The organism is Verticiella alkaliphila (genome assembly GCF_018904615.1).
GTDB classification, from domain to species: Bacteria; Pseudomonadota; Gammaproteobacteria; order Burkholderiales; family Burkholderiaceae_B; genus Verticiella; species Verticiella alkaliphila.
In genome coordinates this window covers 1-7,125 of sequence record NZ_JADCNH010000075.1, presented here as the reverse complement: position 1 = coordinate 7,125, position 7,125 = coordinate 1, and the positions used below count along the sequence as shown (strand labels likewise).

Genomic DNA, 7,125 nt, shown 5'->3' with positions numbered 1-7,125 from the left:
GGTGATCGCGGGCGCGGTGCGAGCGCGAATCTGGCGGCCTCGGGCGCGGCGGTAGCCGCCGCAGAAGCTGATCGATGTGGAGTCGTTGTGGAACTCCTCGAAACGCACCCCGAAGCGCTGCCCAACGGCCAACACGAGCTCAGTCAGCAACGCCGTGCGATCGGCATCGAACAGCCGGTCCAAGGCGCGCCCGAGGCGGTCGTCGCTCAGGTGCTCCATCTCCTGGGCACTGATGCCGAACATGCCATCGGCGAAGCCGTGCACGGTCTCGTGCTGGCGGTAGATCGGTTCGCGCTCCACGATGATCGATCGCAGCAGCACGCCCAGCGCGCTGGCATGGGTGATGCTGCAGCGAGCGTCCGAGGGGATGTGGCGCGACAGGGTGTCGTGCAGGCCGATGCGCTCGATGAAGTGGTTGATCAGGGGCAGCGGGCCCAGGCGCTCGGTGTGAAGAGTGAAGCCTGCCGCCTCCTTGGTGGAAGTCGGGGCTTGCGAGCTTGGCATTCTGGCGCTACTATTAACGACAGAATCGCAAAAGTCAAGCACTCATGCCGCGTTCACTCGCACAAAACATCAAGCAGGTCCGAGACAAGATCGGCGGCGTCCGGGCGGCCCTGGCCGACATCGAGTACCTGTGCTCGGGCACGTTGCACATGCGCATGAAGGTGTGCGGCAAGCCCGGGTGCCGTTGCGCCCAGGATCCGCAGGCCCGTCATGGCCCGTACTACGAATGGGGGCACATGATCGGCGGCAAGCTCGTGCATCGCATGGTCACGCCAGCGCAGGCCGAGCTTCTACAACACGCGATCGACAACCACCGCCGTGCCAAGCAGCTTATGCGTGAGTGGGAGGAGCAGACCGAGCGTCTCATCGACTTGGAAGTACCGCGCCAACCTTGACCTTCCCGCGACCGGGAAATTACGCGCAAATGCGTCTGGCGACCTGCGGAAAGTAAGCCGGTATGCCGATCCTTCCGGTTATTGAATGTCGCCGGCGCGCTTCGAATCACGCGGCGCCGCGTCTGCTCCTACGATCAGTGCACTGGCCCGGAAGTCTCCGGGCCCCTCACCATCCATCGCGGCATGCACCGCGGCAAGGGCATTCATGAAAGCGCAAGACAGCACCGACCTGACGCGGGTGGGTCCCGGAACCGTCATGGGAGAGTTCATGCGGCAGTACTGGATACCCGCGGCGCTCTCCTCCGAGTTGCAGGCGGACGGCGATCCCATGCGGCTGATGCTGCTGGGCGAGAAGCTCGTCGCCTTTCGCGACTCGCAGGGATGCGTCGGCATCTTCGACCACCGCTGCCCGCATCGCTGCGCCTCGCTCTACCTGGGCCGCAACGAGGAAAGCGGCATCCGCTGCGTCTACCACGGCTGGAAGTTCGACGTGCGAGGGAACTGCGTGGACATGCCCAACGTGCCGGCGCGCCAGGAATTCAAGGACAAGGTGCATGCCAAGGCCTATCGCACGACCGAACGCAACGGCCTGGTGTGGGTGTACATGGGCCGGCAGCAGGAATCGCCCCCGCCCTTGCCCAACATCGAGGCCAACCTGATCCCCGGCAACGAGATCTGGTGCCTGCAGCGGGAGTGCAACTGGCTGCAGGCGCTGGAGGGCGACATCGACACCTCTCACGTGGGTTTCCTGCACGTGGGGATGCTCAAGCCCGAGGACCTCGACGACGACCATCCGATGCGCCCCACCGTCATCAACCGCGCTCCCGAGTATGAGGTGCGCAACACCGACTGGGGCACGATGTACGGGGGATTCCGCACGAACGACGACGGCCAGATGTCCTGGCGCGTCGCCCACTTCATGTTCCCGTTCTGGACGCAGACGCCCAACGCACGCTTCTCCAGCCGCGCCATCGCGCGCGCCTGGGTGCCGATGGACGACCACCACAGCATGCTGTTCGACATCTCGGGCGGGGTCGACGAAGGTAACCCTGCCTACGTGTCCAAGCGCAGGAACGGGCAGCCGCTGTACGAGAAGTTCGAGTACGAGCCGAACACCAACGACTGGCATGGCCGCTGGCGCTGCCGTGACCGGGCGCACAACGACTGGGGCCTGGATCGCCAGTCGCAGCGCGACGGGACGCAATACACCGGCATCGGCAACATCACCATCCAGGACCAGGCGGTGACCGAGAGCATGGGGCCCATCACGGACCATGACTGGGAACATCTCGCGCCGACCGACCAGATGATCGCCCGCACCCGCCGTCGCCTGCTGCTCGCGGCCCGTGCTTATCGCGACAGCGGCGAACTGCCGCCGGGCGCCAGCGACCCGGACACCTTCATGGGCGCACGCGCCGGCTCCTTCCTGTTCGCCCCCGACGCGCCGCTGGAACAGGCTTACCAGGCGCAACTGGAAAAGGCGGTGCGCTGGACGGCGCAGCCCGAGGAGCGGGCATGAAGGCGAGGGTTCGATCGGTCCGCTGGGAGGCACAGGACATCCTGGGCTTCCGGCTGGAGCCACTGCCCGGGGCGCACCTGGCACCCTTCACCGCCGGTGCCCACGTCGACGTGGCGCTGCGTCCTGGCCTCACCCGCAGCTATTCCCTGCTGAACGACCCCAGGGAGCACGGCGCCTACGAGATCGCCGTGCAACTGGACCCCGCCACCCGCGGCGGCTCGCGCCACATCCACGAGGAATGGCGTGCCGGGCAGCTGGTGGAAGTCTCGGAACCGCGCAACAACTTTCCGCTGGAGGAGAACTCAGCTCACACTGTGCTGGTCGCCGGCGGCATCGGCATCACGCCCATGCTGTCGATGATCGCGAGACTGCAACGCCTGGGATCTTCCTGGGAGCTGCATTACGCCGTGCGCACGCGGGCCCGTGCAGCTTTCCTCGACCAGCTGGCGGCATTCGCGCAGGTACATGTGACCATCGACGATGAGCCGAGCACGCCGCGGCTCGACCTGCAGCGCCTGCTCGGCTCGCTGGCGCCGCAGGCGCATGCCTACTGTTGCGGGCCCGCCGGCATGCTGGCCGCGTACCGCGAGCATGGCGCCCACCTGGGCAAGCGCCTGCACTTCGAGTATTTCTCGGCGGACACGCAGCCTGCATGCCAGGGCGGCTACCGGCTGGAACTCCAGCGCAGCGGCAAGACCCTCGAGGTCAAGGCCGGCGAGACCATGCTGGACGCGTTGCTCAACGCCGGTGTCGACGTGGGCTTCGCCTGCACCGAAGGCGTCTGCGGCAGCTGCCGCGTGCCTGTGCTCCATGGCGTGCCGGACCACCGCGACGTCTTCCTCACCCAGGACGAACGCGATGCGAACGACGCCGTGATGGTGTGCTGTTCCGGGGCACGCACCCCGTCCCTTACCCTGGACCTCTAGATGGACATGCCGACCGGCAACAAGAGCACCGTGAATTTCGACTTCCACGGCCGCACGGCACTGGTCACCGGCGCCGGCCGCGGCGTGGGCGAGGAGATCGCCCGCCTGTTCCACGCCTCCGGCGCGCGCGTCGCGGTGAGCGACATCGACGGGCAAGCCGCGCGGCAGCTGGCGGATCGCCTGGACGATTCCGGCGTCTCTGCGATGGCCCTGACACTCGACGTGCGCAGCAAACGGGCGTTCGAGGATGCGCGGGACCGCATCGCCAGCGCCTGGGGCCGTACCGACATCGTGGTCAACAATGCCGGTTACGCCAAGCGCACGCCGGTGCAGGACATCACGACCGAGGAGTTCGACGACATCGTGGCAATCAACATGCGCAGCGTCTTCCTCAGCTGCCAGGTCTTTGCCGATCACATGCGCTCCAACGGCTGGGGCCGCATCGTCAACATCACTTCGCTGGCCGGGCAGAACGGCGGCACGGTCGCGTCGGCGCACTACGCGGCAGCCAAGGCGGGGGCGACCATGCTGTCGAAGTACTTCGCACAGCAGCTCGCGGGCACCGGCGTCACCGTCAACGCCATCGCGCCGGGCCCGATCTCCACGGCCAAGGGGCGGCTGTCGCAGGAACAGATCGAGCGCATCGAGAAGCTGGTGCCGATCGGCCGATTCGGAGAAGCCTCCGAGTTCGCCGCCGCGGTGGCGCTACTGGCGTCCGACCAGGGCGGGTTCTTCGTCGGGGCGACTCTGGACATGAACGGCGGGCTCTTCATGCGCTGAGAAAAGCCGGCTATCGTTCCCGCCTTACTCCCGATTCCTGAATTGCAGCTCGACGCCGCCCAGCCATGACAGAAGCACCCGCTCTCGGAGATCCCACACTCGATGCTGACCACGCGAAGCTGGCCGACCTCGTCGACCGCCTCGCCGCTGCCAAAGGCGCAGACGTGCTCGCCAGCCTCGACGCGCTTCAGGCGCACGCCAGCGAACACTTCGCGCTGGAGGACCAGGAATTGCGGCAGATGCGTGACGGCAACGCCAGCTGCCACCTGGACGAGCACGCGGCCGTGCTCAAGTCGATGGACGAGGTGCGCGGCATCGTCGCGGCCGGTCCGGACTCGACCGAGTCCGCCCATCTGGTGGCGCGGCTGACGGCCGAGCTGCGCCGCTGGCTGCCCGAGCACGTGACGGCCATGGATGCAGGCGTCGCGCATACCCGCACCCGCAGTCGCCTGGGTGGGGCGCCGGTGGTGCTCACTCGCCGGTCTTCGCCTCCGGGCTGATCGGCGCCACCTCACCACGCATACCTAGGACCGCAGGGAAAACTCTCTCCGGTCGCCGCCCGGCCCGGATCACAGTGTGGACGTGTCCACACCGTCCCGCCGGCCCCGCTCCGCCGAGTCCTGCCCCTGGCAGGCCGACGGTCGCTTCGCTGCCGACCTGCCGCTGGAGGACTATCCCAGCACCATGCTGCTGCGGCTCGCCCAGGCGATCCAGCAGCAGGTCAGCGCCACCTACGCACGTGCGCACGGCCTGTCGGTGGCCGAGTGGCGCATGCTGGCACGGCTGAATTCGGAAGGCTCCGTGCAACTGGCCACGCTGTGCCGCGCGCTGGCGATGGACAAGGCGTACGCGGGGCGGCTGCTGCGCTCCCTCGGCGCACAGTCGCTGGTCACGGTCGAAGCCGATCCGGCCCACGGCCGCCGGCTGATCGTGGCGATCACCCCCGCCGGCCGCGCGCTGGCGCGCCGCATCCTGCCGCAGGCGCGCGCAAGCCAGGAGCAGTTGCTGCAGGTGCTGGATCCGCAGGAGCGCGCCGCGCTGTACGCATCGCTGAAGAAGCTGCAGGCCGCGCTGGACGATACCGCGCCCCAGCCCGCCAGCCACGCGACCGAGCAGCCCGCCCAGCAGCTTGCGGCCCGCCTGTTCGAGGTACTGCGAGGTCAACCCCACGCCCACGGTGGCGAGGAAATCCTTGACGTGCCCGGAGTCGAGTTCGTAGCCGTAGGCCTGGCCGATGCGGTAGACCAGCCGCATCTGCAGCGGGATGATCGCCATGGTCGACAGCGTCTCCGGCAGCAGTTCCAGCGCGCCGTTGGTGATGGCGGCGTTGAGGATGGTCTGGTCGAGCTCCTGCTCGCTGACGTTGGGCGTGCGCACGCCCACGCCCACGCCAGCCACGCCCGCCGTGGGCACGGGCGGAGGCTCGACACTGCCGCCCGGCGCCGGCACCGGGCCGGCCATGGGCGCGGCGGCGACGGATTCGGCGTCTTCGGTGAACTGCCGCGCCCGGCCCGCATCCAGGCCCAGGGTGCTGCGCAGTTGCTCCAGGAACTTCTGCTCCGGCAGCGACTGCACACCGTCGGCATCGCACACGCAGACCGCCATCTCGTAGGCCAGCTGGCGCGTGTCGGCCGAGCGCAGGGCCGCGGCGGTACCGGCCAGGTCCACCCGTTTCATCAGCACGTCCTGCACCAGCGTGGGCAGGTGCACCGCGTCGGACTGCGCCAGCCCCTCGGCGATGCGCCTGACCTCCGCGCGCTCGCGGTCATGCTTGTCGCCGTCGACGAAGGCGGCCATGAGGCTGAGGGTGACGATCGCTTGTGTTTCGGTCTGGGTCATGGGGACTCCGGCTCGGGATGAGCCAGGTAGAGTCGGGACGATGCGACGGGTTCCCGCCGCGGTCCGCCGATGGTCCAGACCCACGCCGCCGCTCAAGCGCCGACTTTCGCTTCCCGCTGTTCGGAGAAGGCAATCCGGCTGGCCATGGCCAGCGCGGCGCGCGACATGGCGCGGGCCGTGGCCACCGCGCTGGCCGCGCCATCGGGGTCCTTGCGCAGCGACATGCCGATGCCGATGTCGGCCACCCAGTCGGCCGGCAACGCGCCGGCCGTGTGCTGCTCGATGTCCTCGCCCACGTGGATCGGCTGCGTGAGGGCGCGCCGCACCTTGGCCGCCATGTGCTTCAGGAGTTCGGGGTCTTCCGTGCGCACCAGCACCAGGAAGCCGTCATCGCCCAGCCGGCCGAGCTGGGCGCCCAGGGGCGTGCAGCGCCGCAGCCGGCCCGCCGAGACGTAGAGCGCATGGTTGTAGGCGGCGCGCCCGTACAGTGCCTCCAGCGTGGCCAGGTTGGCCAGCGTCACCGCCACCACGCCCAGCGACTGCGCCGACCCGCTGCGCAGGAAGGAGCCCACCAGCCGCCCGGCATGGGCGTGCGAGGGCAGCCGGGTGACCGGGTCGAAGCTGGGGCCCTGGGCCAGCACCTGCTTGAGCTCCAGCGCATAGGCGTAGCGCATCCACATGGCCCAGCCCATGATCCCGATGTAGGCCATGGAAGACAGCGCGCCCAGCGCGTGCACGGCCAATGGCGTCGTGTCGCCGTGCACCCAGATCCAGTCGAGCGTGACCAGGCTGATGATGGCCAGCGAAACGCCCGCCGCCGAGATCCAGGCCACGCGGGTGCCGCGCACGGCCTTGCGCAGCGCCAGCACGATGAGGCCGAAGCCCAGCGCCAGGCCGTAGCCGTTGGCCAGCCACATCCCCCAGCGCGGCGGCACCAGCCAGCACAGGACTAGCATCGCGACGGCCGACACCAGCAGGGCCAGCTGCAGTGGCTGGTTCGACAGCGGCTTGCGGTAGCCGCGCAGCACCAGCAGCAGTTGCGAGGTGAGGCCCATCGAGCCCAGCACGGTGAGGTGCGTCAGGAAGGGGTCTCCTCGTTTTCAGTGCAATAAGTGACGGTACGCAAAGCTAGCACTGGCGCGGGGGTGGTCTGGGTAGACCG

At 68.5% G+C, this 7,125-nt stretch carries 7 protein-coding genes and 2 pseudogenes; 6 read left to right on the top strand and 3 right to left on the bottom strand.

Annotated elements, in window-relative coordinates; genetic code table 11:
- A partial coding sequence (locus IMZ29_RS21950) for a DUF4277 domain-containing protein (RefSeq protein WP_216188349.1) occupies positions 1-504 on the bottom strand: 504 nt, incomplete at its 3' end.
- A 44-nt stretch (positions 505-548) separates the two neighbouring features.
- Here IMZ29_RS21950 and IMZ29_RS21945 point away from each other — a divergent pair.
- From IMZ29_RS21945 to IMZ29_RS23445, 6 genes and pseudogenes are all read left to right on the top strand, one after another.
- Positions 549-899 (top strand): DUF6788 family protein, encoded by a 351-nt coding sequence (locus tag IMZ29_RS21945; protein ID WP_216188340.1) that lies wholly within the window; start codon positions 549-551, stop codon positions 897-899.
- 205 nt (positions 900-1,104) lie between these two features.
- Positions 1,105-2,418, top strand: a complete 1,314-nt coding sequence (locus IMZ29_RS21940; RefSeq protein ID WP_216188338.1) for a Rieske 2Fe-2S domain-containing protein — start codon at positions 1,105-1,107, stop codon at positions 2,416-2,418.
- Positions 2,415-3,344: a PDR/VanB family oxidoreductase gene (locus tag IMZ29_RS21935; protein WP_216188336.1), complete on the top strand. Its 930-nt coding sequence runs from the start codon at positions 2,415-2,417 to the stop codon at positions 3,342-3,344. The genes IMZ29_RS21940 and IMZ29_RS21935 overlap by 4 nt, the downstream gene beginning before the upstream one ends.
- Entirely contained in the window at positions 3,345-4,124 is a 780-nt protein-coding gene (locus IMZ29_RS21930) for an SDR family NAD(P)-dependent oxidoreductase (RefSeq protein ID WP_244386952.1), read from the top strand.
- A 65-nt stretch (positions 4,125-4,189) separates the two neighbouring features.
- A complete protein-coding gene (locus IMZ29_RS21925) occupies positions 4,190-4,624 on the top strand; it encodes a bacteriohemerythrin (RefSeq protein ID WP_216188334.1) in 435 nt (144 codons plus the stop codon).
- Between the two features lie 184 nt (positions 4,625-4,808).
- Positions 4,809-4,988: pseudogene (locus IMZ29_RS23445) on the top strand (winged helix DNA-binding protein); the annotation flags it as partial.
- Between the two features lie 654 nt (positions 4,989-5,642).
- Here the strand turns inward: IMZ29_RS23445 and IMZ29_RS23440 are convergent.
- Positions 5,643-5,963, bottom strand: a pseudogene (locus tag IMZ29_RS23440) (TerB family tellurite resistance protein); the annotation flags it as partial.
- Positions 5,964-6,055: 92 nt separating this feature from the next.
- Positions 6,056-7,030, bottom strand: a complete 975-nt coding sequence (locus IMZ29_RS21910; RefSeq protein ID WP_216188330.1) for a GGDEF domain-containing protein — start codon at positions 7,028-7,030, stop codon at positions 6,056-6,058.
- Between the last annotated feature and the right edge of the window lie 95 nt (positions 7,031-7,125).

Bases quoted from the DNA above. Each gene is read 5' to 3' on its own strand.
- IMZ29_RS21935 (WP_216188336.1), top strand. From the start codon at position 2,415: ATGAAGGCGAGGGTTCGATCGGTCCGCTGGGAGGCACAGGACATCCTG.
- IMZ29_RS21930 (WP_244386952.1), top strand. From the start codon at position 3,345: ATGGACATGCCGACCGGCAACAAGAGCACCGTGAATTTCGACTTCCAC.
- IMZ29_RS21925 (WP_216188334.1), top strand. From the start codon at position 4,190: ATGACAGAAGCACCCGCTCTCGGAGATCCCACACTCGATGCTGACCAC.
- IMZ29_RS21940 (WP_216188338.1), top strand. From the start codon at position 1,105: ATGAAAGCGCAAGACAGCACCGACCTGACGCGGGTGGGTCCCGGAACC.
- IMZ29_RS21945 (WP_216188340.1), top strand. From the start codon at position 549: ATGCCGCGTTCACTCGCACAAAACATCAAGCAGGTCCGAGACAAGATC.